This is a genomic window from Niveispirillum fermenti (assembly GCF_048066175.1).
Lineage (GTDB): Bacteria > Pseudomonadota > Alphaproteobacteria > Azospirillales > Azospirillaceae > Niveispirillum > Niveispirillum fermenti.
Genome location: NZ_JBLTXA010000031.1, coordinates 18,248 through 41,495, shown reverse-complemented (window position 1 = coordinate 41,495; position 23,248 = coordinate 18,248). Strand labels below are relative to the sequence as shown.

Below are 23,248 nucleotides of genomic sequence, written 5' to 3'. Positions count from 1 at the left end.
GACCGGTGGTCGGGACCGGTACGGCCCGGCATCAACCCGGCTTTCCCGCCGGCATGCCTGTGAAATTCCGTGCCCAGGGGCCGGCATCGGGGCCGGTCAGCCAGGCGACGGCATTGGACAGAAGCCGGCGATAGCCGGGATTACCATAGGCTGACGGGCCGTCGCCGCACTGGATATAGACGACAGGGCTGTTGCCCGCCCGCTTCGCCCAGGCGATCAGGTCGCTGCCGGGCGGGTGGTGCCAGCCATCATTGGCATGCATGCGGCCGCGCACGGCCAGATCGGCGGAATGGAAATTTTCCGCTTCGAAACGATGGCCGCTGCGCAGCAGGGGCAGCTTGTCCGCCTCGTTGATGCGGGTCAGGTACAGTTCGTCGGTGATGGTGAAACCGTCGTCCAGGCCGTCCGTGACGGGATGGTCGGCCACGACCCGCACGCGGTGGGTCACGTCATGGCGATAGCCGCTGTCGATGATGCCGCGGGCCGGGTCGGGCGTGTAATGGAAACGGCCGCCGATGATCTCTGCCCACCGGTCCCAGGCGGGCCAGCCGGCCAGGGCATGGTGCAGGAACAGCAGGGGTTTGCCCTCGGCCAGCAGCGCTTCCATGCCCGCCTTCATGGCGTCCGGCGGGTCGATCCGATCGGGCGGGGTGGCGGGACGGAACAGCAGCCCCGGCATGTCATAGAAGACCAGCAGGTCGAATGCCCGCAGCCGTTCCGGCGCCATCAGCCAGGGGGCGGCCGGATGTTCGACATGGGTCCAGGCCACATCCGGCAGCGCATCGAACAGGGCGAAGAAGGCGGGCCGGTCGAAGGGATGGCCCTTGGTGACCAGCAGCAGCTTCACCGCCGCATCATAGCGGATCACCATGGGCCAGCCCCCGCCTTCACGCCCAGTCGACTTCCAGCACGGTCTTGCCCACCGTCTGCCCCGCCATCAGCCGGCAGAAGCTTTCCGGCGCCCGGTCGATGCCGCGCGTGACATTCTCCAGCGCGACCAGCCGGCCTTCCGCCGCCCAGCGGCGCAGATCCTCCCGCGCCTGCGGCAGCGTTTCCATGTGCGAGAACAGAAGGAAGCCGCGCAGGGTCAACTGCTTGGCCACCACCTGCCACAGATTATGGACCGGCGTGGGGTTGGACTGGTTGTTGTAATCGCCGATCATGCCGCAACAGACGACGCGGCCGAAATCGCGCATATGCGGCAGCATGGCGTCCAGCGTCCGGCCGCCGACATTGTCGAAATAGATGTCGATCCCGTCGGGGCAGGCATCGGCGATGGCGGCCCCCAGGTCGGGGACGGCGCGGTAATCGATGGCGGCATCGAAGCCCAGCCGGTCCTTCAGCAGCGCCACCTTTTCCGCCGAGCCCGCCAGGCCCACCACCCGCGCGCCGCGCAGCCGGGCAATCTGGCCCGCGACGCTGCCCACGGCACCGGCCGCGGCGCTGATCACCACCGTGTCGCCCGCCTTCACCTGTCCCACATCATGCAGCCCGACATAGGCCGTCAGGCCCGACGGCCCCAGCGCGCCGACATAGTGGGACAGCGGAACGGCCGGATCGACCGCCAGCTTTTCCAAAAGGATGGTCTCTGCCGACAGGATGGAATAATCCTCCCACAGGTTCAGGCCCCAGACATGGTCGCCGGGCCGGAACCCCTCCAGGTTGGATATTTCCACCACCCCCAGCGTCGGGCCACGGATCACGCCGCCCAGCGGAATGGCCTGGAAATAATTGTCCTTGCCGTCCAGCCAGCCGCGGATGGCCGGTTCCATGGAGAAATAGAGGTTGCGCACCCGCATCTCCCCCGGACCGGGCTCCGGCACCGGCTGCTCGATGCGCTGGAAATCGGACGGCACGGGGGTGCCGCCGGGGTGCGCGCGCAGGATGATGCGCCGGTTGATACTCATTCGCGTGGCTCCCTGAACGGAAAGAACCGGCCGGCGGCGGAACCGCCGGCCGGGCGGCATCAGAATTCGACGCCGAGCTGGACGCCATAGGTCCGCGGTTCCCGCGCAGAGGCGAAGGAGAACAGGCCCGCCACGGTGAAGGCCGCCGTGGGGCCGCGATCATCCAGCAGGTTGCGGCCATAAAGGGTCAGCTTGGCCCGGTTGTCGCCCAGGTCGAAATTCATCGTCGCCGAGGCATCGACCAGGTTCTGCTTGTCCGACCGCACGCGCGGATCGTTGGCCAGGACGGTGACGTTGCCGGTCGCCGGATCGACCTGCGTCGGCCCCAGCGAGATCTGCTGGTCATAGGCGTCGATATAGCGGTAGCCGAGGTTGAACACCAGGTCACCGGCATCCAGCGGCACCGTGTAATCCAGCGCGATCGAGCCCGTCACATCCGGGGAATAGATCATCTTCACGGCCGAGTAGTCGAAATTCACCAACTGGCCGGCGGCATTGGGCGCACCCGTGATGAAGCCCTTGAACCCGGAATCCTGGATACCCAGCGAGCCGGTGACCTTCAGGTCATGGGTGACCCGCGCCGTCACGTCCAGTTCGATGCCCTTGATCGTGGCGGAACCGACATTGCTGACGATCGTCTCGTTGCCGGTGCCGACATTGGTGGGGATCGTGGTGTTTTGCTGCAATTCGTCATAGTCGGAATAATAGGCGGCCAGATTGACCTGCAGGCGGTTGTCCAGCATCGAGCTTTTGATGCCCGCCTCGTAGCTGTCCACGGTTTCCGGGCCAAACGGCGTGGTGGAGGAAACCAGCGTCTGCCCGCGGCTGGAGAAGCCGCCCGAGCGGTAGCCGCGCGACCAGGAGGCATAGATCATGTTGTTGTCATCGGGCCGGTAGTCCAGGACCACCTTCGGCGTGAACTTGCTGCCGCTGTAGCTGGCCTGCGGATATTGCGCCGGCCCGACGCGGTTGATCTGCTTCTTCTCGTCCCGGGTCCAGCGGCCGCCGCCCGACAGGCGCCACTGATCGCCCAGCTTCCAGTTGAAATCGCCGAACAGGGCATAGGATCGGGCGCGGCCGGTATTATACTGATCGGCGGCGGGGGTCATGGCGCCGAACAGGCGGGTGGCCTGGAACAGGTTGAACTTGCTCTCGTAATAGAAGCCGCCGATGACATAGTCGAAATTGTCGGTCAGGTTGCCGGCTCCGCGCAGTTCCTGGCTGAACTGCCAGTAATCCTGGATGCGGTTGGTATAGTACAGGTCGGCGGTGGAGGAGTCGAAATCCTGGGTCTGCGCCTCGTCGGAGGTGCGGTATCCCGTGACCGACGTGACATCCATTCCGTCGGTATCCAGGTTCATTTCCAGCGTGACGGCCGGGGATTTGTAGTTGGAATGGCCGGGCTCGCTGAAAATGGTGTAAAGGTCGCCGCGCGTATTGCGGTCGCACTCGGCCGCGGGGGCCATGGTGCAGATCACCTCGCCGGTCTGCGAGATGGAGGAATTGACCACGTCGAAATTCTGGACCTGCTTTTCCACGGTCAGCAGGGCCTCGAAATTGTCGGTCGGCGTGAACAGGAAGCTGGCGCCGAAATTGTCGTTATTATTGCCGCCCCGACGATCACCGTTCACGCCATGGCGGTAATAACCGTCGCTTTCATTGTGGAAATAGAAGAACTTGGCGGCCAGCTTGTCGGGGACGACATTGGCGTTCAGGATGGCGCGCATGGCCCAGGTGTTGAACTTGCCATAGCTCAGTTCCACCTTGCCGCCATTCTCCCCCGTGGGGCGCGACCGGCGGATATTGATGACGCCGCCGATCGTGTTGCGCCCGAACAGCGTGCCCTGCGGGCCGCGCAGCACCTCGATGCTCTCGATATCGAAGAAATCCAGATAGGCACCGGTGCTGGTGCCGATGAACACGCCGTCCACCACGATGGCCACGGTCGGGTCGAAGGATTTCTCAATATCCGCGAAGGACAGGCCGCGAATGGAGACATTGGCGGCAGCGCCACCAGAATTCTGTTGTGAAATCAGTACGTTGGGGGCAGAGCCCATCAGGTCGCCGATATTCAGCGTCGCCTTGCTTTCCAACTGCGCCGGTGTGATGGCCGTGACGGCCAGCGGCGTCTCCTGCAAGGTTTCCGACCGGCGGCGGGCCGTGACGATGATTTCCTCCAGCGCGTCGACCTGGGTGCCGGATGCGCCCCCGGTGGTCTGTGCCAGCGCCGGGGGGGTGCCGGTCAGCACCAGGGCCGCGGCGGCCAGCAGGGTGGAACGCAATGTGGGTGCGCAAGCCATGGTGGATATCCTCCCTGTGGATGTCTTTTTTTGTGGGCTTGTTTTGCAGCGACTCTTGCGGGCGGGGCACCGGTTCCGGCGTGTCAGAACGACGATGCACGCCTGCCCGTAAGTGATGATTGATGAGTCATTAATCACTATATTCACGGTCCCGTGGCACGTCAATCCACCTTTCCGGTCCCCCTGTCGATTTCTGTGCGTATTGGCGCCTTGGTTTGGGGGTATGGAAACCGGCGCAGACGGTTGCGGGGCGGGCTTGACAGGCCGGCGGCCGTCCCATCTAATGACTGTCGAATCATAAATCATAGAAAACCGGTGCGACGGGGCATTGTGCCATCCGGCGGCCGGCCCATGACGGAGGAAGACCATGCCCCAGACCGATGCCGCCGCCCGCAACCTGGCCACCGCCGAGGCGCTTTACGCCGCCACGGCGACGGGCGACTGGCCCCTGGCCGAAACCATGCTGTGCGAGGATCTGGTGATCACGGAGGCGCAGACGCTGCCCTTCGCCGGGACCTATAGCGGCAAGGGGGCGCTGCGCACGCTTTACGCCAAGGTGCTGGGCACCTCGCTGGGGCAGGCGACCATTGCGGTGAAGAACAGGATGGCGGCCGGCAATCATGTGGTCTACCTGCTCCAGCTTGTCCCGCCTGTCGGGGAACCGCTGGATCTGGTGGAAGTGTTCCATTTCGCCGAAGACGGGCGGGTCGCCGCCATCAAGCCCTATTACTATGACAGCGCCGCGGTGACGGCGGCCGTCAACCGGGCACAGGGCTGATAACCAACTGGCGATGAAAAGAACTCATCGCCAGTTGGTTCTGATCACCGTAAAATAGCCGGACAGCGGCCGGGCCTGGCGGAGGCGTATACCCCCGCCAGGCCCGTTTCCCGCCGGTGGATCAGTCGGCCAGATATTTATCCAGCGTGGCATGCAGGTGGCGCACCCGGATTTCCTGGTAATTGCCCAACTGCACCTCGCCATTCTTGGAACATTTCAGCCCGTCCTGGACGAAGGGCAGGTTTTCCATATCCTGCTGGAACACATCGCCCAGCACGCCCAGTTCCGGGGCATCGGTCCAGGGCTGGTCCGGGCCCAGGAGTTTCATTTCCACGGGCGGCGGCCGCGGCGCGTCGGCAGGCAGGCGGACCAGGATGCGCACTTCCATCAGGGTCTTGTCCTGATCCGGCCAGGGCCGCCAGCGATAGACGATGTTGGGCATGAACCCGCCCCAGGGCGCGAAATTGGGGAACACGTTGTAGACAAAGGCGTCCAGCAGCTCGGCATCGGTCACATGGCTGTGATCGTACCCGCTGTCCGCCTGATATTTCTCCCGGTTGGCGGCGGCCATGGCGGCGCGTGCCGTCATGCCGTCGGGCACATCCACGGCCATTTCGGTGCCGCCGGCCCGGCCGTTATATTTCAGGAACTCGTCCACGATCCATTGCTGCTGCTTGCCGGCCGGATCGACATGGGGGGACATGACAGCGAACGGCGTCAGCGCCGCGTTCACATGGTCGCCATAGGTGCTGTATTGCGTATTGGCATCGCCGGTGAAGGGCAGAAGCTGGGGGTGCGTCTCGATCGTGTGCCAGGCCTCCATGAAGGCTTCGGCCACCACCTTCCAGTTGGCATTCACCACCTTGCCCACCCAGATGACGGTCGTGCATTCCTCGTGCCGCCAGCGTTTGAAGAAATCGGGCAGGGGGGCCAGATATTCCTCCAGGCTGGGACCCTCGGCGGCTTCCCGCAGGAAGACATAGCCGGCCCAACGCCCGACCTGCGCCTCCGGCAGGGCCAGTTTCTCTTCCCGCAGGTGCGGGAAATCCCAGCGGCAGGGAATATCCTTCAGGCTGCCGTCATTGTTCCAGGCAAAGCCATGGAACGGGCATTTGAATTCCGCCGCCGATCCGCTTTCCAGCCGCAGCTTGCGCCCGCGATGCAGGCAGACATTGTGGAAGGCGCGGATCGACCCGTCCTGCTGCCGCGTCACCAGATAGGATCGGCCGGCATTCTCGTACAGCGCGTAATCGCCGGGCTGGGGGATATCCTCCTCCCGCGCGGCGAATTGCCAGACGCGCGGCCACATCCGTTCCTGTTCGCGGCGGAAGAAATCCGGGCTGGTGTAACGCGCGGCCTGCAGGGGGTCACTGCCCATATACTGGTAATTTTCCCGGCGCAGGAAATCGGGCACGGGGCGGGTGTCCGCATCCATCAGGTCGTTCCACGACGTGCCGGGACAGCGGGCCTCGCCGGGTTTGGGCTGTGACGAAAGATCATCTGGCACGGCAACCTCCCTGAACATGTTGTTTCGTTCGATCTTGCGTTGGGCGGACGCTTTCGGGGTCGGGCCGGCCGCTCCCCCGCGACGATGCGGGGGGCGTGCCCTTCGCCCGTCGCCGCCTAAACCCCGACCAGACCCGACGTGGTGCCGCCATCGGCCACCAGTTCGGCGCCATTGATCAGCGACGATTCCGCGCTGGCCAGGAAGCTGACCAGGGCCGCCACCTCTTCCACCCGGCCCAGGCGGCCCAGGGGGGAGATGTTGCCCAGATAGGCCAGCGAGGCGTCGGGGTCGGGCGTGTCGGCCACGGCGCGGCGGATGATCGGCGTGTCGATGATGCCGGGATGGATGGAATTGCAGCGGATATTGGTTTTCGTGCGGGCACAATGCACGGCCACCGATTTGGCCAGCAGGCGGACGGCACCCTTCGATGTCGTATAGGCGATGTTGGCCGGCAGGCCGACCAGGCCGTTGATCGAGGAATTGACGATGATCGACCCGCCCGGCCCGCCGGGATTGGCCTTCATGGCGGCAATCGCGTGCTGGCAGGTCAGCATGGTGCCCGTGACATTCACCGCCATGATGCGGTTCCAGGCCGCCAGCCCGATCGTTTCGATGCTGCCATCTTCATTTTCGATCCCGGCATTGGCAAAGGCGATGTCCAGCCGCCCGAACCGTTCGGCGATGGCCTGCATCAGGGCGGGCCAGGCGGCCTCGTCCGTCACGTCATGGGCGTGGAAATGGGCGCCCGTGTCCTGACAGATCTTTTCCGCCGCCGCCGCGTTGGACCCGGTGAAGACCACCTGTGCGCCGTCCGCCGACAGGCGCCGCACGGCCGCCGCCCCGATGCCGGCCGTGCCGCCCGTGACCAGGGCCACCTTGCCGTCAAGCCTTGTCATTCTCGCCTCCCTGTTCCTGCGCGATCCTTGCCGCGATGCGCTGGCGCAAGATGTCCTTGCGCACCTTGCCCGATGCCGTGCGGGGCAGGTCGGTGACCAGCTCCACCCGTTCGGGGAATTTCTGCCGGGCCAGCCCGGCGGCGGCCACATGGCGGGTGATGCCGTCCAGATCGGGCCGTTCCCCCGGCTGCGGCACGACATAGACGCAGACCGTCTCGCCCAGCCGGGCATGCGGCATGGCGACGGCCGCGACCTCCTGGATCCCCGGATGGCGGTGCAGCACATCCTCGATATCCTTGGCCGACAGGTTTTCTCCGCCGCGGATGATCAGGTCCTTCTTGCGGCCCGTGATGACGATGGCGCCGGCTGGTGTCAGGTGGCCGATATCGCCCGTGCGGAAATAGCCGTCATCATCCATCGCCTCGCGCGTCTGCCCTTCATCGGCATAGCCCATGAACAAAGACGGGCCGCGGACCAGGATTTCGCCATCCTGGCCCGGCTCCAGCCTCTGCCCCGCCTCGTCAACGATGCGGATGTCGTAATCGATGACCTTGCCGTCGGTGGTGGCGGCCAGTTCCGCCTCGTCGGCCCCCATGCAGCCCTGGGTGATCAGCGGCGCCTCGGTGCTGCCATAGACGCGGAAGGCGCGGCCGCGATCGAACAGCGCATTGGCGCGGCGGATCAGACCGGGCGGCACGGCGGCGCCGCCACAGGCGAAAATCTTCAGGGAGGGCAACCGCGATCCGGCCCGGTCCGCCGCGTCCAGCAATTCCTGGAGGAACGGCGTGGCGCCGATGGTGACATTCACCCCGTGCCGGTCGATCAGGGATACCGCCTCGTCCGCGTTCCAGCGTTCCATGAACAGCGTGCGCGTGCCATCGGTGAAAGGCAGCTCGATCCCGTTGGAATAGCCGGTGATATGCGTGACGGGCGAGGGCATCAGCATCAGGTCACCCGGTGCCAGCCCCCAATACCCCATGAAGATATGGGAGACACGCGCGATGGACCGGTGATCGTGCCGTACCGCCTTGGGCCGGCCCGTGGTGCCCGATGTATACATCACCAGTTTCAGCGCATCGGCGGATATTCTCGGCCAGTCGATGCGCCGGCCCCGGCCCGCCTGGATCAACCCCTCCAGGGTCAGCGGCGCCTGTGCCGCCCGCACCTGCACCACATGGCGCAGGTCGGGCAGGGATGGCCGCAACCCGTCCAGCATGGCGGCATAATCAAAGCCGCGATAGGTATCGGGGATGAAGATCAGCCGGCTTTTGCAGTCGGCCAGGATCAACCCCACCTCCGCCCCGCGATAGATGGGCACGATGGGATTGCAGACCAGACCCAGCAGCCCGGCCGCAATATCGATCAGCACGGCTTCCATCCAGTTGGGCAACTGGAAGCTGATCACGTCGCCCGGTCGCAGGCCCAGATCCCAAAGCCCGACGGCCAGCGCCTCGGCATCGGTCAGCAGCGCGGCATAGGTGCCGGGATGCTGGTCATTGTTCAGGAAGGCGACGGCATCGGGTGTTCGCGCGGCATGCTGGCGGGCCAGCGCCGCCAGGGGCTGCGCGGTCCAGCCGCCGGGTGCAAGGTTCACAGCCGCCGCCATCAGGCATCCCCCCCGTCAAAACCGGCGGCCGTCCAGCCGCCCAACCGGTCCAGATGCCAGCCAGCCCCGCCGAACAGCGTTTCCAACAGCATCAGGCGACGATAGTAATGCCCGATGACATACTCTTCTGTCATGCCGATCCCGCCATGCAATTGTATGGATTGCTCCCCGATCAGGCGGGCGGCGGCGGCGCTGCGCGCCTTGGCGGCGGCGGTCAGGACGGGGGCGTCCCGGATGGCGGGGCCGCCCGTGCCGGCCGCGATGGCCGCGCCGATCGCGGACCATGTGATGGCGGCGGCCTCCTGCGCGGCCAGAACCATGTCGACCATCCGGTGCTGCGGCACCTGGAAACTGCCGATGCTGGTGCCGAACTGCGTCCGGGTTTTCAGATAGTCCAGGGTCAGGCGGTTTGCCGCCTCCATGGCGCCCACCGCCTCGGCACACACGGCCAGGGCGGCCATCCGGTTCAGCCGGTCCAGCAGGGCCGCGTCGCCGCCGGGCAGCCGGTCTGCCGCCGCGACCCGCACATTGTCCAGTGTCAGGTCGGACACGGGCCGGTCATCGATGCTGCGCGCATGCGCCAGGGTGACGCCCGCGGCCGTCGGGCACAGCAGGAACAGGGCGGTGTCGCCGGCCAGGTCGGCCTTGACGATGATGCGGTCGGCGGCGGCACCGTACAGCACGAAGCCCCGGCAGCCCGACAGGCGATAGCCGTCCCCGTCGGGCCGGGCCGTCACCGGCGCCCCGTCGCCGGCGGCATCATCCTGGGCAAAGGCCAGGATGGCCTGTCCCCCGGCGATGGCGGGCAGCCATTGTGCCTGCTGTTCGGCACTGCCGCCGGCCGCCAGCGCGCCTGCGGCCTGCACCAGCGTGGGCAGCAGCGGTTCCATCAGCAGGCCACGGCCCGCGGCCCGCATCAGCACGGCCAGTTCGGCCAGCCCGCCGCCGGACCCGCCATGATCCTCGCCGATGGCGATGCCCAGCCAGCCGAGTTCGGCATAGCGCGCCCATTCGGCCCGCCCGAACCCATCGTCGGATTTCAGGATGGCCGCACGGCGGTCCGGACCATAGGCGTCGGTGATGAAACGATCGACGCTGTCGGCCAGCAGGCTGCGGTCTTCTTGGGTGAATGCCGACATGTTGCTCCCTAGAGGCCGAGAACGGCCTTTGCCAGGATGTTGCGTTGAATCTCGTTGGCACCGCCATAGATGGTGGTGGCGCGGTCGTGCAGATGTTCGCGGATCATGCCGGGCGCACCCGGCACCCCGACCGCCGGCGCCTGCCAGCCCGGTTCCAGACCTTCCGTCTGGTAGACCAGGCCCTTGACGGCCAGCGCATCGACCATGGCCCCCGTTATCCCCTGGATCAGTTCCGATCCCATGATCTTCAGGGCCGAAACCTCCAGCCCCGGCGTGGACCCGGCCTCCGCGGCGGCCAGATATTCGTTGCATACCGCCTCCAGTCCCAGCAGCCGGGCGCGCAATTCGCCCAGCCGGCGGCGCCAGTGCGGATCATCGGCCAGGGGCCGGCCGCCATCGCGGATTTCGGCCAGCGTGCGGCGCAACTGGTGCAGCAGGCGGGTGGATTTGCCCACCTCCGCCCCCAGCAGGCGTTCATTGTTCAGCAGGAACTTGGCATAGGTCCAGCCGCGCCCCTCTTCCCCCACCAGATGGTCCGCCGGCACGCGGACATCGTCCAGGAACACCTCGTTCAGGTGGTGGCACTTGTCGATGCTGATGATGGGCCGCACCGTGACGCCCGGTGCCTTCATGTCGATCAGCAGGAAGGAAATGCCGTTCTGCGGCTTGCCGTCATTGCCGGTGCGCACCAGGGCGAACATCATGTCAGCCCATTGCGCCATGGTGGTCCAGGTCTTCTGGCCATTCACGATGTAATGGTCGCCGTCCCGCACGGCGCGGGTCTTGATATTGGCCAGGTCCGACCCCGCCCCCGGTTCCGAATAACCCTGGCACCACCAGGTGTCGGTGCTGCGGATGGCGGGCAGGAACCGGTCCTTCTGCGCCTGGCTGCCGAAGGTGTAGATCACGGGGCCGGCATAGCAGACGCCGAACGGGGTCAGCCAGGGCGCGCCCGCCTTGCTGGTTTCATCATCGAAGATGGCGCGCTGCAGGGGGGTCCAGTCCTGTCCGCCATACTGGCGCGGCCAATGGCCGACGATCCAGTCCCTGTCGAACAGGATCTTCTGCCAGCGGACATAATCATCCTTGCCCAGATGCTGGCCCGACAGGACCTTGTCGCGGATATCGGCGGGCAGGTGCGTGGCGCAGAAACGCTGCACCTCCGCCCGGAATGCCTGGATGGCCGGGTCGCGCATGAGGTCGATCCCCAACATGGCCTTGCTCCGGATTTTGAATGATTGGTGAGTCACAAATCAGACTAGATCGGGGACGCGGGTTCGTCAACGGCCTGAAGCGGGGAAGAGTGATTTTTACGTTGACTGATGAATCAAGGATCAATCATCATCGGGCATCAACCCCTTGTTCCATGCCGCTTTCGCGCAGGATGACATCCATGTCCGCCGATATTGCCGCCGAAAACCCGACCTATCACGACCTGCTTTCCGCCGATGACCTGCCGCCGGGGCAGATGCGCCTGTTTTCCCTGGCGGGGGAGGAGGTGCTGGTCTGCCACGCGGCGGGCGGTTTCTTTGCCCTGCGCAACCGCTGCCCGCACGCGCAATCCCCGCTGGATGGCGGGCGGCTGCGCCAGAACAGCATCTCCTGCCCCCTGCACGGCGCCCGGTTCGACCTGATCACCGGCCGCGCCCTGGGCAGCAGCGGCTATCGCCCGCTGACCTGTTTCCCGGTGAAGGTGGAAGACGGGCGGGTGCTGGTGGGCATGAAGGGGTAGGGGGGGCTGGCCATTTTCGGATGGCAGGTCATGGCGGCTATGGGATAGGATGCCGGTATGAACATGATGAACATGCCCGTCCTGAAATTCCAGTATGATGAGAAGAAGGCGGTCGAGGCGCTGACCCACATTGCCTCGAAATGGCCGGGCGTGACCGTGTTCTTTGCCTCCAAGATATTGTTTTTCGCTGAAAAATATCACCTGAACCGCTATGGGCGTCCCATTGTCGCGGACACGTTCATCGCCATGCCGAACGGGCCTGTTCCGTCATCTGTGTATGACATGATCAAGGGACGGGTCGATTTGCTGGGCGATCCTGAATCCGTGTTCACCGCGATTGAGGTTGGTCAGAAATCGTACCCACAGGTCCGGGCCCGCCGCGCGCCAGACCTGGATGTATTGTCGCCCAGCGATGTCGAATGCCTTGACGAAGCCATCGCCTTTTGCCGGCAATATAGTTTCAGCGCCTTGTCCAGCCTGACCCATCAGGAACGGGCGTGGATGGAAGCCCCGGTCAATGGCCCCATGGATTATCAAGCCATGATCGATGAGGAGAACCCCGCCAGGGCGGACATTCTGCAAGACGCACGGGAATTTGCGGCATACGGTGTTCTGTGACGCCGGGGCATGTCTATGTCATTCACACGACACTGGCATCGCCGCCCAAGGACAAGCTGACCCTGTGTATCTGTGCGGCCGACACCCTGTTTGTCTGGATAAACACCGATGCCAGACACCATGGGATCGGGCAGTTTCCACTGAAGGCCGGTGATCATCAGGCACTGTCCCGTGATTGCCATCTCGACCTGTCCCGGGTGACCACCTTTCCACCCCGCGAATTGTCAAGGGCGCTGGACCGGGGCGTTATACCAACTTGCAATGAGTAGAACTCATCGCAAGTTGGTCCGGCGGCGACTGCCGCCGCGCGCCACATGCCGCGTGCGCCCGAGCAACGGATGTTGGCGCCGGCCTTGATCAGAACCCCGGTGTTGCCCCCATGGCGCCGCGGCCGATGGCCCAGCGGATGCCCCGGCGCAGCAATTCATAAAAGACGGGGCTTTGCCAGGAACAGCGCTCGCTATGGGGATATTCCTCCATCAGGGGACGCAGGTCGTGCTTGCCCCGGCAATGGCCCAGCACCAGATACAGCACCTGCCCCGGCCCGTGATCGCGCAGATACAGCACGGGATGGTCGGCTTCCGGCCAGTCCTCCTGCACGAAGGGGGCGCAGTTCCCGCCCCAGCGCGTATGCAGCAGGGTTTGATTGCCGGGGCTGACGGTGCCCAGATACAGCTCATCTTCGACCCAGAAATTCTTCAGGCCGGCGGTCAGGGGGTGGGTGCTGTCGGTCACCTGGATTTCGTAGCGGCAGATGGGGGGATGGGCGCGGAACTGGCTGCCCAGCATGTCCGACAGATCATCATCCAGGTCGGGGCAGTCGATGCGCCCATCCTCCAGAAACCGGATGACGGAATTGGTGCCGTGCAGGGCGAACCATTTGCCGCCCTTGGCCAGGAACCGGCGCAGGCCGGCCTGTTCGGCCGCACTGGGCACCACATCGCAGGTATAGGTGATCAGTATGTCGGCCGCCTCGATCTCCGCGATGCGGCTGTAATCGGGCCCGACCTCCACCCTTATATCCTCATGCTCGGCCAGAAGCGTCAACAGCTCCAGCCGCGCGAAATTGATGTCATGATACTTGCCGCCGGCGACCAGATAGACGTCGATCCTGCTGGACATGGCCCATCCCCCCTGCCGTCAGAGCTGCACGCGCTTGGTATAGCCGCCATCCACCACCAGATTGACGCCGGTGACCCAGCTTGCCGCCGGGCTGGACAGGAAGGCGATGCAGGATGCCACCTCTTCCGGCGTGCCCAGGCGGCCCGACGGCTGTTCGGCGATGGCGGCGGCATAAAGGTCGGGCAGGTCGGTGCGGAACCCGTCCCAGGCGCCGCCGGGAAATTCCGTGGGGCCGGGGGACACGACATTGACCCGGATGCCGCGCGGCATCAGCGTTTGCGACAATTGCTTGGCATGGATGATCAGGGCCCCTTTCAGCGCGTTATAGGCCATGGGCGCCATGAAGGTTTCCACCGCCGCCGTCGTGCCGGTGATGGTGATCGCCCCCTGGCCCGATGCCTCCAGCGCCGGCAGGGCCGCATCCACGGCGCGCAGCGTGCCCAGCACATCGACCTGAAAGGCATCGTGCCAGCTTTGCTCCCCGTTCATGCTGCCGCCGACGGAGACATTCGGGATCAGGATGTCGATCCCGCCCAGCGCCTCGCCCATGCGCGCCACCCAGTCACGCACCGAATCCGCGTCCCCGGCATCCATGGCGGCACCGGCAACCTTCACGCCCAGACCGGATAGTTCGGCGACCGTGGCCTCCACCTCTGCCGGCTTGCGGGCGCCGATGGCGATGTCGCAGCCTTCCCGCGCCAGAAGCTCCGCCACGCGCCGGCCGATGCCCCGCGTGGAACCGGTGATCAGCGCCTTGCGCCCGCCCAGCCGAAGGTCCATCGCCTATCCTCCCCAGATGTCCGTTGTTGATGATCCCATTGTCGAAGGGGGCGGGAAGGGGATGCTTTCACCCCCTTCATGAATTGACAAGCAACCGCGCCCATGTTCATTATTATGACTGATGAATCAAAAGTCAACGCCTGGGCTCCCGGAAGCGGCGTTGACCCCCACCCGAATGGCTGAACGCGACGGAGGAACCATCATGGCGATGGAGGGCAGGCCGCTGGCCGACAATGTCTTTACCTGGCCCGGCGCCGATCCCGCCCTGATCGGCGGTGTCGATGGGCGGGGCCGCATCCGCTTTCCCTTCATGGGCCGTCCGGGCGAACGGCCGGTGGAACTGGCGCGGCAGGGCACCTTGTGGAGCTGGACGGTCCAGCGTTTCCTGCCCAAGCAGCCGCCCTATCTGGGGCGGGAGACGAAGGCGGACTTCCAGCCCTTCGCGCTGGGCTATGTCGAATTGCCGGGGCAGGTGCGGGTGGAAACGCGGCTGGTGGATTGCGTGCCGGAGGATCTGCGCATCGGCATGCCCATGCGGCTGACCATCCGGCCCCTGTTCCGTGATGAACAGGGGTGTGACCTGCTGATGTACGCATTCCGCCCGGTGGCGTGACGACCGGGAAGGCTGGGAGGAACAGGACATGTCGGATGTCGCGATTGTGGGCATCGGTATCCATCCGTTCGGACGGACACCGGACCGCACAGGTTTGGAACAGGGGGCCTTCGCCGTGCGTCAGGCCCTGGGCGATGCCGGGATCGCGTGGGGCGATGTGCAGTTCGCCTATGGCGGCAGCCAGGATGGCGGCAATGCCGATACGATGGTGGATGAACTGGGCCTGACGGGCCTGCAATTCATCAATGTCGCCAATGGCTGTGCCACGGGGGGCAGCGCACTGATTTCTGCCTATGGCGCCATCCGGTCGGGGCAGTATGATCTTGGGCTTGTCGTCGGGTTCGACAAGCATGAACAGGGATCGTTCCGGGTGCGCCCGGCCGATTGGGGCCTGCCGGAATGGTATGGAGAGGTGGGGTTTGCGCTGACCACGCAATTCTTCGCCATGAAGATCCAGCGCTACATGGCCCTGCACGGCATCACCGATGATGCCCTGGTTCGCGTGGCGGAAAAGGCCTTTGCCAATGGCGCGCTGAACCCCCATGCCTGGCGCCGCCGCGCGCTGTCCTATGCGGAGATCGCGCAATCCACGATGATCAGCGATCCGCTGCGCCAATATATGTTCTGTTCGCCGGGCGAAGGGGCGGTGGCCCTGATCCTGGCCAGCCCGCAGAAGGCGGCAGAATTGACACGCCATCCCGTCTGGTTGAAGGCGGCGGCCATGCGCACGCGCGGGGCCGGATCGTTCGAGGTGTTCAGCCCCGGCCTGTCGGTGGACGATGGGGAGGGGGCCACCCCCATCGCCGCCCGCGCCGCCTTTGCCATGGCCGGTATCGGCCCGGATGAGATCGACATCGCCCAGCTTCAGGATACCGAAAGCGGGGCGGAAATCATGCATATGGCCGAAAATGGCTTCTGCCGGGACGGGGAGCAGGAGAAATGGCTGCGCGACGGCCTGACCCGGCTGGACGGGAAATTGCCCGTCAACACCGATGGCGGCTGTCTGGCCAATGGGGAGCCGATCGGCGCATCGGGCCTGCGCCAGGTCTATGAGACGGTGTTGCAATTGCGCGGGCAGGCCGGGGCGCGGCAGGTGCCGAAACCGGTCCGCACCGGCTACACCCATGTCTATGGCGCGCCCGGCGTGTCGGCCGTGACGATTTTGGCGCGGTAGGGGAAAGCCTGCCGTCTTCCCCGGCCTCCTGGCGGGGAAGACGGAACAGGCTGGTCAGGGCAGGGGTCACCCGCAGACTTGCACAATAATGCGGGCCGTTTGCCCTGATCTAATACCAACTTGCGATGAGTAGAACTCATCGCAAGTTGGTCCGGCGGCGACTGCCACAGCACCGCTCGTTCGGCGTAGCCCAAGCCAACGAATGTTGGCGCCGGCAATTGAGGGCGGTGATTAGAACCTATTGGTTCTAATCACCGCAAAATAGTATAAGAAACGGTCCGGGGACCGCACCGCTCCTTAATCAATCCTGCCAAAGCGCATAGACAGCGTCGGAAGGGGCCTGACCGCCCCGATGTTTCATCAGCGCGAAGACCCCCTGATCCCAGGACACGCTGCGCGGCGGGCTGGCGTTCCAATCCATCAGATACTGGCGATGGCTGAATTTCCATACGCCGTCCCGCCTTTCATACCGGTCCAGATAGCGGCCATAAAGAAGGCTGTCCGTGTCGTCTCCGGCCCCGGCGGCCAGCGTCAGGCTGTAGATTTCCCCTACCGCCCGGTCGCCGCGAATGTCGAACCATTCATTGCCGGCCATGTGGAACGACCGGGCCAGCCCGCCCGTCGCCCCCACGGCCAGGGCGCAGAAATCCGCCGCCGGCCCCGTGAAATAGCCGAAATCGACCGTGGCATCCGGGTGCCAGACGCTGCGCAGCAGCGCCTCGTCCGCCCGGTCCACGCCCCGGCAATAGGCCATGTTCAGTTCATGCAGCGCCTGCTTGGCCAGCAGGATATCCAGATCGCCCATGGCACTGTCTCCCCTTTCAGCTCAACAGCCCCAGCGGCTGTTCCAGATGCTGGCGCAATGCTGCCAGGAAGCGGGCACCGACCGCCCCGTCAATGGCGCGGTGGTCGCAGGACAGCGTCACCGACAGGACGGACCGGAACCGCACCCCACCATCCGGCCCCTCCTGCGCGTCGCGCCGCGTGGCGCCGACGGCCAGGATGGCGGCCTGCGGCGGGGCGATGATGGCCTGGAAATCCCGGATGCCGAACATGCCCAGATTGGAAATGGCGAAGGTGCCGCCGGAAAGGTCGGACGCGGTCAGCCGCCGGTCGCGGGCACGGGCGGCCAGGGATGCGGCCTCTGCCGCGATGGCGCGCAGCGGCCGGCCGCCGGCATCATGCAGGACCGGCGTGACCAGCCCGCCCTCGATCGCCACGGCGATGGCGATATTGGCCTGGGTGAACCGACGCATGCCCGCGTCGGTATATTGCACATTCACATCGGGCACGTCCGACAGGGCCAGGGCGGATGCGCGGACGATGAAATCATTGACCGATATCTTCTGTCCCGCCATGGCGTTCAACTGTGCCCGCAGGGTCAGCAGATCATCCATCAGGATGTCGGCAGTCAGATAGAAATGCGGCACGTCGCGCTTGGCGGCCGTCAGGGCCGTGGCGATGGTGCGGCGCATGGCGCTGTGCGGCACCAGATCGCCGCCGGTGACCGTGGGATCAGGAACGGGGGCCGGGGCGGCGGCGTTGCGCACATCCTCCTTCGTGGCATGGCCCTTCGGCCCGGTGGGCGTGACGCCGGACAGGGACACGCCCAGATCGGCCGCCAGCTTGCGCGCAGCGGGACCGGCGGGCGGGGTGGCGGCGGGGCCAGGCGTGACGGTCAGGCCGCTTTCCCCGGCAACGCGCTCCACATCCTGCACATTCACCCGACCGTTGCGGCCCGTGCCGGCCAGCCGGGTCAGGTCGATGCCCAGCCGGTTGGCCAGCCGGATGGCGTGGGAGGTGGCATGGACGGCCCGGTTGCCGGCGGCAATGTCCGGGCCCCCGGCCACAGGAGACGCCGCGGGAGACGCCGCGGGAGACGCCATCGGGGCCGCCGCCGCGGGGCGGGCGGCGATGAAGGCCTCCACATCCTCCTGACTGATCCGGCCATTGCGGCCCGTGCCGGTGACAAGCGACAGATCCACCCCGTTCCGGTTGGCGATGCGCCGGGCCATGGGGGTTGCCGACGCCGTCTCGTTCCGGTGTTCCAGATCGGGATCACTGACCGATGCCGGCGCCGGACCGGTGCCGGCATCGGTCATTGCGGGCGCCGGGGCCGGGTTGGGGGCGGGCGCTTCCGCCGGTTCCGCCGCCGGGGCATCCCCCCGGATGAAGCGGTCGATCTCCGCGTCCGGCACGCCCGCATCGGCGACGATGGCGATCAAGGCACCCACGGGCAGGGTCTGCCCCACGGGGGCCACCAGCCGGCGCACCGTGCCTTCCAGGTCGGATTCCAGCGTGTTGACGATCTTGGCAGTTTCGATATCGACGATTTCCATGCCGCGCGTGAGGGTCTGCCCCTCCGCCACGTGCCAGTTGGAGATCGTGCCTTCCGACATTTCCAGGCCCCATTTGGGCATGATGATCGGGGTGATGGCATTCATCGCGTCGCAACCCCTTCGTGTCAGCGGCCGGAAAGCACTTTGCGGATGGCCGCCTCGATCTTCTCCGGCGACGGAAGATAGGCTGCCTCCAGCTCGCGCGCGAAGGGCACGGGCGTGTGCGGGGCCGTCACCTGGATGATCGGGGCCTTCAGATGGTGGAAGGCCTTTTCCGCGACCATGGCCGCGATGTCGGCCGCGACGGAGCAGCGTGGCGGGCTTTCATCCACCACCACCAGCCGGCCCGTGGCCCGCACGCTTTCCAGGATGGTTTCCTCATCCAGCGGGCTGGTGGTGCGCGGGTCGATCAGGTCGCAGGTAATCCCCTCCGCCGCCAGCCTGTCCACCACGCCGGCCGCCAGCGGCACCATGCGGGCCAGGGCGACCACGGTCACATGCTCCCCCTCGCGCACCATGGCCGCCTCGCCGAACGGGATGGTGTAATCCCCGTCCGGCACCTCGCATTCATCCATGTACAGCGATTTATGCTCGAAGAAGATGACGGGATCATCGTCGCGGATGGCGGTCAGCAGCAGGCCCTTGGCGTCATAGGCGTTAGACGGCACCACCACTTTCAGGCCGGGAATGGCGGTCAGCAGGGGATAGATCGTCTGCGAATGCTGGGCCGCCGCGTTCATGCCGCCGCCGCAGGTCATGCGGATGACCAGCGGCGTGCGCGCCTTGCCGCCGAACATGTAGCGGAACTTGGCCGCCTGGTTCAGCAACTGATCCAGGCAGACGCCCACGAAATCGGCGAACATGATCTCCGCCACGGGGCGCAGGCCGGTGAGCGCCGCGCCATTGGCGGCACCCACGATGCAGCTTTCGCTGATCGGCGTGTCGATCACCCGGTCCTCGCCGAACCGGGGCAGCAGCCCCTTGGTCAGGCCGAAGACGCCGCCGGCGGCTTCACGTTCCCCCGACGTGCCGCCGGCACCGCCGGACACATCCTCCCCCAGCACGATGACGCGCGGGTCGCGTTCCATTTCAAGATGCAGGGCGTCGTTGATCGCCTGGCGCATGGAAATCCTGGGCATGGGTCAGGCTCCCGCTCAATAGCTGATATAGACGTCGGTCAGGACGTCGGCTTGGGTGGGGGCGGGGGCGGCGACCGCCTCGCGCACGGCGCGGTCGATCAGGTCATGCACCTCGCCTTCCACCTGATCCAGATCGCTGCCGGGCAGCAATCCTGTTTCCGTCACCCGCTGGCGGAAGATTTTCAGGCTGTCATTCTCCGCCCGCAGCCGCGCCACCTCGTCCTTGGCGCGGTAAAGCTGGGGATCGCCCTCGAAATGCCCGAAGAAGCGGGTGCATTCGGCATAGACGGCGCAGGGGCCGCCGCCATTGCGCGACAGTTCCGTTGCCTGGCGCATCGCCTCATGGACGGAAAAGAAATCATAGCCATCGGCCTGGAACACAGGCATGCCGAAGCCTTCGGTGCGGCGCACCATATCCTTGCTGCCGACCGCATAGCTGAAACCGGTATGTTCGCTGTAGCCGTTATTCTCCAGCACGAAGATCTTCGGCACCTTCAGCACCACGGCCATGTTCATGGCCTCGAACACGGTGCCCTGGTTGCTGGCGCCGTCGCCGCTGAACGATACGGCGACACCGCCCGTCTTCAGCACCTTGGCCGTGATGGCCGCCCCCACGGCGATGGGCGGGCCGCCGCCAACGATGCCATTGGCACCCAGCATGCCCTTGTCCAGGTCGGCGATGTGCATCGACCCGCCCTTGCCCTTGCACAGCCCGTCCCGCCTTCCATAGATTTCCTTCATCATGCCGATGACGTCACAGCCCTTGGCGATGCAATGACCGTGGCCGCGATGGGTGCTGATGATCTTGTCCCGTTCCGTCAGATGTTCGCACACCCCGACGGCCACGGCCTCCTGGCCCGCATAAAGATGGGTGAAACCGGCAATGCCGCCGCGCTGGATATCGACATGGATCCGTTCCTCGAACGCCCGTATCGTCACCATCTGGCGGTAGGCGCGCAGCATCTGCTCGCGGCTTATCTGCATGGAAATCCCCCTATGATGCCGGATGGTCCGGACGCCGGCGACTTCAAGGGGCAGTACCCCTTTCCTGCCCGCCTTGAACGACCCCGTTCCCCCGACAATGATTTTTGATTCATTAGTCAATGTAACGTCGCGGCCCTGGCCCGTCAACGGCCCTTCCTGCAGGATTTCAGGATTTTGCCGCCGCGCAATCCACCGATTGCGGGCACAGGCGGAGTGTGCCAAAATGACTTACGAGTCACCAATCACATTCCGGCAGTCCCGCCAACCACCGCAGCCAAGCAGGGTGATCCCGTGCCGCCCAGGAAGCAGAAAGCCGTTGCCGACGACAAGGCGAATAGCGGGCAGCCGGCCACCCGCCGCCGCCGGTCGGAAGCCCAGCAGCAGAAGAACGAGGAGACGCGCACCCGCCTGTTGAACGCGGCGGCGCGGGTCATCGGCAAATATGGCTATGCCGGCTGTTCCATCGCCCGCGTCGCGGCAAGGGCCAAGGTGGCGCACGGCACCTTCTACCTGCATTTCAAATCGCAGCAGGATCTGTTCGACCAGTTGCTGCCCGCCCTGGGCGCGGAGATGCTGGAGGTGATCGGCAAGGCGGTGCGCGACAGCAAAAGCCTGATCGAGCTGGAACATCGCGGGCTGGTCGCCAATTTCGACTATCTGGTGCAGCATCCCTATCTGCACCGCGTCACGTCGGAGGCGGAACTTTACGCCCCCGTCGCCTACCGGCAATATTTCGAGGAACTGGCCAAGCCCTACAAGAAGTCGCTGCGCCGGTCGATGGCGGCGCAAAGCCGGCCGGCCTTCAGCGAGGAACAGCTGGATGCCGTCATCTCCATGCTGCTGGGTGCGCGCTATTACCTGCTGACCCGGTTCTGCGTGCAGGGCAACAGCCTGAAACCGCTGACCCCCGAGCTGACCGAAACCTATCTGCGCTTCGTTGCGGAAGGGTTGGGGGTGAAGCTGGTGACGGCGCCGTCGATGACCCCCGGGGCGGAAGCCGCCAGCGCCGGGCCGGAAGCACACGCCACCAAGGCGGTGCCGGACGGACAGGCAAAAGTGGTGCCCCTGGCCCCGCGCCGCCGGGGCAAGGCGGCGGGGTAGGGGGCCGCCCGGCGCCTTGGCACAGATGACGGGGTCCGCCGGCGGTTCTGGCAGACCCCCAGGCGCGGGCGCCAGCACGCCAACGGCTCGGCCATGCCGCACGCGGGCGGTGCTGCGGCGGTCGCCGCCGTACAAGATCCCGGTGAGTTGCACTCACCGGGATCTGGCCTCAACCCGCCGTCGCCCGTGCCACCGATGCCGCCACCTCTTCCCGCGTGGGGTTGCGGCGAAGGGTCAGCCCGCCATTGACCTGCAGGTTCTGGCCCGTCATGAAGCATTCATCCGATCCCAGCCAGACCGCGGCGGCGGCGATATCGTCCGATGTGCCGATCCGGCCCAGCGGATATTCGGGCAGGAACGCCTCTGTCAGGCCGGGAATGGCCATGTGGTCGGCCGTCATCGGCGTGGCGGTCAGGCCGGGGGAAATGGAATTGGCGCGGATGCCGCGGCTGCCGAATTCATGGGCCACGACGCGGATGATGTGATCGGTCCCGGCCTTGGCCCCCATATAGGCGGCATGATCGTTCAGCATGATGGTGGCGGTGGCCGAACTGATCTGGATGATCGACCCGCCCCGGTCCATGGCGCCGATCACGGCCTGATAGAACATGAACGGCCCCTTGAACTGAAGCGCGCTCATCTGATCGAATTCGTCCTCCGTGGTTTCCAGGAATGGTTTCAGCAGACCCCAGCCCGTGGCGTTCAGCGCGATATCGACATGGCCCAGCCTTTCCCTGGCGAAATCGGCCAGCGCGAAGACCTGTTCCCGGTCGGTGATGTCGCAAAGCGCTGCGTGCCCGCCGATCTCGCCGGCCAGCCGTTCCAGCTCGTCCCGCCTGCGGCCGGCGACCACCACCGTGGCCCCTTCCGCGGCGAAGCGGCGGGCGATGACCTGACCCATATTGTCCCGGTTGGCCGCCCCGACAACGATGGCGCCCTTGCCTTCAAGACGTCCCATGGTGCCCCCCGTCAAACCCAGTAGCGCACGGAGAAGGTGCGGGATTTGAAGGCCCAGCGACCGTCCTTCTTCACCAGGATGTCGTCATACTGGCCGTGGGTGCGCCGCGCGACACCATCGCTGTCGGTATAGGATTCCGCCGTGTACATGCGCGCCGTGGCCTGGTCGCCATCGACCTGGATGAAGCCGGGCAGCACCAGGAACACGATGTCGGGATAATGTTTCATCGCCGCCACCCAGGCGTCGACAATGGTCTGCTTGCCCGACAGCTTCTCCATGCCCGGCACGTGGGGCAGGCACCAGAAAGCATCCTGCGCCCAGGTGGAGGCCCAATCCTCGGCATTATGCTGGTTGACGGCATCCGCATAGGTCTCGTTCAGCTCGCGGATGGCGAGCCGGTCTTCCACCGGTCCCGTGAACGGCATCTTTTCCTCCCGATTTCCGATTGATCATGTGGCCGGCACCGCCAGGGGGCCGGGCAAATCTCGTGGCATCATCAGGGCCCGTCATCCCCGGATGACGCCCGCCCGATGATCATGTTGACGGGTGATCACG

22 protein-coding genes are annotated in these 23,248 nt (G+C 65.6%); 6 read left to right on the top strand and 16 right to left on the bottom strand.

Translation table 11 applies throughout. The features are described 5' to 3' along the window. Positions 1–31 precede the first annotated feature (31 nt). Genes ACM9LZ_RS21010 through ACM9LZ_RS21000 form a run of 3 tightly spaced genes read right to left on the bottom strand, consistent with a single transcriptional unit; the run spans position 32 to position 4,207 of the window. Positions 32–871 carry a ThuA domain-containing protein gene (locus ACM9LZ_RS21010; protein WP_416621484.1) on the bottom strand — a complete coding sequence of 280 codons (840 nt, stop codon included), beginning with the start codon at positions 869–871 and terminating at the stop codon, positions 32–34. Between the two features lie 16 nt (positions 872–887). Beyond that, on the bottom strand, positions 888–1,907 hold the full coding sequence (locus tag ACM9LZ_RS21005) for an NADP-dependent oxidoreductase (protein ID WP_416621483.1): 1,020 nt from the start codon (positions 1,905–1,907) through the stop codon (positions 888–890). Positions 1,908–1,966: 59 nt separating this feature from the next. Further along, entirely contained in the window at positions 1,967–4,207 is a 2,241-nt protein-coding gene (locus tag ACM9LZ_RS21000) for a TonB-dependent receptor (RefSeq protein ID WP_416621482.1), read from the bottom strand. Positions 4,208–4,574: 367 nt separating this feature from the next. Between ACM9LZ_RS21000 and ACM9LZ_RS20995 the strand changes: the two genes are divergently transcribed. Further along, positions 4,575–4,985: a nuclear transport factor 2 family protein gene (locus ACM9LZ_RS20995; RefSeq protein WP_416621481.1), complete on the top strand. Its 411-nt coding sequence runs from the start codon at positions 4,575–4,577 to the stop codon at positions 4,983–4,985. A gap of 121 nt (positions 4,986–5,106) precedes the next feature. Here ACM9LZ_RS20995 and ACM9LZ_RS20990 read toward each other — a convergent pair whose 3' ends face one another. From ACM9LZ_RS20990 to ACM9LZ_RS20970, 5 genes are all read right to left on the bottom strand, one after another. After that, the gene (locus tag ACM9LZ_RS20990) at positions 5,107–6,492 is read right to left on the bottom strand and encodes an aromatic ring-hydroxylating oxygenase subunit alpha (RefSeq protein ID WP_416621480.1); all 1,386 of its coding nucleotides are present in this window, start codon (positions 6,490–6,492) and stop codon (positions 5,107–5,109) included. A 116-nt stretch (positions 6,493–6,608) separates the two neighbouring features. Then, positions 6,609–7,388, bottom strand: coding sequence for an SDR family oxidoreductase (locus ACM9LZ_RS20985; protein WP_416621479.1), 780 nt, complete (start codon positions 7,386–7,388; stop codon positions 6,609–6,611). After that, a complete protein-coding gene (locus tag ACM9LZ_RS20980; RefSeq protein ID WP_416621478.1) occupies positions 7,375–8,994 on the bottom strand; it encodes an AMP-binding protein in 1,620 nt (539 codons plus the stop codon). Before ACM9LZ_RS20980 ends, ACM9LZ_RS20985 begins: the two co-directional genes overlap by 14 nt. Beyond that, positions 8,994–10,133: an acyl-CoA dehydrogenase family protein gene (locus ACM9LZ_RS20975; protein WP_416621477.1), complete on the bottom strand. Its 1,140-nt coding sequence runs from the start codon at positions 10,131–10,133 to the stop codon at positions 8,994–8,996. Before ACM9LZ_RS20975 ends, ACM9LZ_RS20980 begins: the two co-directional genes overlap by 1 nt. Positions 10,134–10,141: 8 nt before the next feature. Next, entirely contained in the window at positions 10,142–11,347 is a 1,206-nt protein-coding gene (locus ACM9LZ_RS20970) for an acyl-CoA dehydrogenase family protein (protein ID WP_416621476.1), read from the bottom strand. Positions 11,348–11,526: 179 nt separating this feature from the next. Here ACM9LZ_RS20970 and ACM9LZ_RS20965 point away from each other — a divergent pair, with 179 nt between their 5' ends. Continuing rightward, the gene (locus ACM9LZ_RS20965) at positions 11,527–11,865 is read left to right on the top strand and encodes a Rieske (2Fe-2S) protein (protein WP_416621475.1); all 339 of its coding nucleotides are present in this window, start codon (positions 11,527–11,529) and stop codon (positions 11,863–11,865) included. Positions 11,866–11,922: 57 nt separating this feature from the next. Continuing rightward, the gene (locus ACM9LZ_RS20960) at positions 11,923–12,483 is read left to right on the top strand and encodes a Panacea domain-containing protein (RefSeq protein WP_416621474.1); all 561 of its coding nucleotides are present in this window, start codon (positions 11,923–11,925) and stop codon (positions 12,481–12,483) included. Positions 12,484–12,840: 357 nt separating this feature from the next. On the opposite strand, the gene ACM9LZ_RS20955 is transcribed toward ACM9LZ_RS20960, so the two are convergent. Together ACM9LZ_RS20955 and ACM9LZ_RS20950 are read right to left on the bottom strand one after the other, a co-directional pair. After that, positions 12,841–13,605 carry a ThuA domain-containing protein gene (locus ACM9LZ_RS20955; protein WP_416621473.1) on the bottom strand — a complete coding sequence of 255 codons (765 nt, stop codon included), beginning with the start codon at positions 13,603–13,605 and terminating at the stop codon, positions 12,841–12,843. Positions 13,606–13,623: 18 nt separating this feature from the next. Further along, positions 13,624–14,385: an SDR family NAD(P)-dependent oxidoreductase gene (locus tag ACM9LZ_RS20950; protein ID WP_416621472.1), complete on the bottom strand. Its 762-nt coding sequence runs from the start codon at positions 14,383–14,385 to the stop codon at positions 13,624–13,626. A 202-nt stretch (positions 14,386–14,587) separates the two neighbouring features. Here ACM9LZ_RS20950 and ACM9LZ_RS20945 point away from each other — a divergent pair, with 202 nt between their 5' ends. Both ACM9LZ_RS20945 and ACM9LZ_RS20940 read left to right on the top strand, forming a co-directional pair. Next, positions 14,588–14,998: a Zn-ribbon domain-containing OB-fold protein gene (locus tag ACM9LZ_RS20945; protein ID WP_416621471.1), complete on the top strand. Its 411-nt coding sequence runs from the start codon at positions 14,588–14,590 to the stop codon at positions 14,996–14,998. Positions 14,999–15,026: 28 nt separating this feature from the next. After that, complete coding sequence (locus ACM9LZ_RS20940; RefSeq protein ID WP_416621470.1) at positions 15,027–16,172, top strand: thiolase family protein; 1,146 nt, start codon at positions 15,027–15,029, stop codon at positions 16,170–16,172. 301 nt (positions 16,173–16,473) lie between these two features. Here the strand turns inward: ACM9LZ_RS20940 and ACM9LZ_RS20935 are convergent, their stop codons facing one another. Genes ACM9LZ_RS20935 through ACM9LZ_RS20920 form a run of 4 tightly spaced genes read right to left on the bottom strand, consistent with a single transcriptional unit; the run spans position 16,474 to position 20,634 of the window. Next, on the bottom strand, positions 16,474–16,977 hold the full coding sequence (locus ACM9LZ_RS20935; protein ID WP_416621469.1) for a nuclear transport factor 2 family protein: 504 nt from the start codon (positions 16,975–16,977) through the stop codon (positions 16,474–16,476). 16 nt (positions 16,978–16,993) lie between these two features. Further along, a complete protein-coding gene (locus ACM9LZ_RS20930) occupies positions 16,994–18,616 on the bottom strand; it encodes a 2-oxo acid dehydrogenase subunit E2 (protein ID WP_416621468.1) in 1,623 nt (540 codons plus the stop codon). A 20-nt stretch (positions 18,617–18,636) separates the two neighbouring features. Further along, positions 18,637–19,650: an alpha-ketoacid dehydrogenase subunit beta gene (locus tag ACM9LZ_RS20925; RefSeq protein WP_416621467.1), complete on the bottom strand. Its 1,014-nt coding sequence runs from the start codon at positions 19,648–19,650 to the stop codon at positions 18,637–18,639. Between the two features lie 15 nt (positions 19,651–19,665). Continuing rightward, a complete protein-coding gene (locus ACM9LZ_RS20920) occupies positions 19,666–20,634 on the bottom strand; it encodes a thiamine pyrophosphate-dependent dehydrogenase E1 component subunit alpha (protein WP_416621466.1) in 969 nt (322 codons plus the stop codon). A 291-nt stretch (positions 20,635–20,925) separates the two neighbouring features. On the opposite strand from ACM9LZ_RS20920, the gene ACM9LZ_RS20915 reads away from it, so the two are divergent. After that, the gene (locus ACM9LZ_RS20915) at positions 20,926–21,735 is read left to right on the top strand and encodes a TetR/AcrR family transcriptional regulator (RefSeq protein WP_416621465.1); all 810 of its coding nucleotides are present in this window, start codon (positions 20,926–20,928) and stop codon (positions 21,733–21,735) included. A gap of 169 nt (positions 21,736–21,904) precedes the next feature. On the opposite strand, the gene ACM9LZ_RS20910 is transcribed toward ACM9LZ_RS20915, so the two are convergent. Continuing rightward, on the bottom strand, positions 21,905–22,693 hold the full coding sequence (locus tag ACM9LZ_RS20910; protein ID WP_416621464.1) for an SDR family oxidoreductase: 789 nt from the start codon (positions 22,691–22,693) through the stop codon (positions 21,905–21,907). 11 nt (positions 22,694–22,704) lie between these two features. Further along, entirely contained in the window at positions 22,705–23,118 is a 414-nt protein-coding gene (locus tag ACM9LZ_RS20905) for a YybH family protein (RefSeq protein ID WP_416621463.1), read from the bottom strand. Between the last annotated feature and the right edge of the window lie 130 nt (positions 23,119–23,248).